2 protein-coding genes are annotated in these 597 nt (G+C 45.7%); both read left to right on the forward strand.

What is annotated here, in order from left to right; translation table 11 throughout:
- The coding region (locus tag B3182_RS06230; RefSeq protein ID WP_292752013.1) for a glutathione binding-like protein at window positions 1-396 on the forward strand (396 nt) is incomplete at its 5' end.
- A partial coding sequence (locus B3182_RS06235) for a stringent starvation protein B (RefSeq protein WP_292752016.1) occupies window positions 396-597 on the forward strand: 202 nt, incomplete at its 3' end. The genes B3182_RS06230 and B3182_RS06235, both read left to right, overlap by 1 nt.

The following is a 597-nucleotide window of genomic DNA, read 5'->3' on the forward strand; positions in this document are numbered from 1 at the left end:
GAATATCTTGATGAGCGTTTCCCTCATCCTTCCCTGATGCCTAACGATCCAGGTGCAAGAGCTCAGATGCGACTGATGTTGCATCGTCTGGAAACGGACTGGTTTTCCATGTGGCCTCAATTATCCGGGCGTGATAAATCACCAGCAACCAAGGCCAAAAAAACGCTACGTGAGGATTTGACCGTTCTGGCACCATTGTTCGAACAATACGACTTTCTCATGAGCGACGAATTTTCATTAATTGATTGTTACGTTGCTCCGTTATTGTGGCGATTACCGCATTTGGGGATAAAATTACCTGACTCCGCCAAAGCGGTTGAACGTTATGCAGAAAAAATATTTAATAGAGATACCTTCCAGGCTAGTCTGAGCACAGCGGAGAGAGGAATGCGCTAATGAGCATGTCTTCACAAAAGCCTTATCTAATCAGAGCCATTTATCAATGGTTGCTCGATAACGATTGCACACCCTATTTGCTGGTGAATACGGATTATGAAGGGGTTGTGGTTCCAGAACAGTATATTCGCGATTCGCGCATCGTTCTTAATCTGGCGCCCGATGCTATCGACGGCCTGAATATGGACAATGACTGGGTAG

Origin of the sequence: Methylophaga sp. UBA4204, assembly GCF_002379485.1 — a bacterium.
In the GTDB taxonomy this organism is placed as follows: Bacteria; Pseudomonadota; Gammaproteobacteria; order Nitrosococcales; family Methylophagaceae; genus Methylophaga.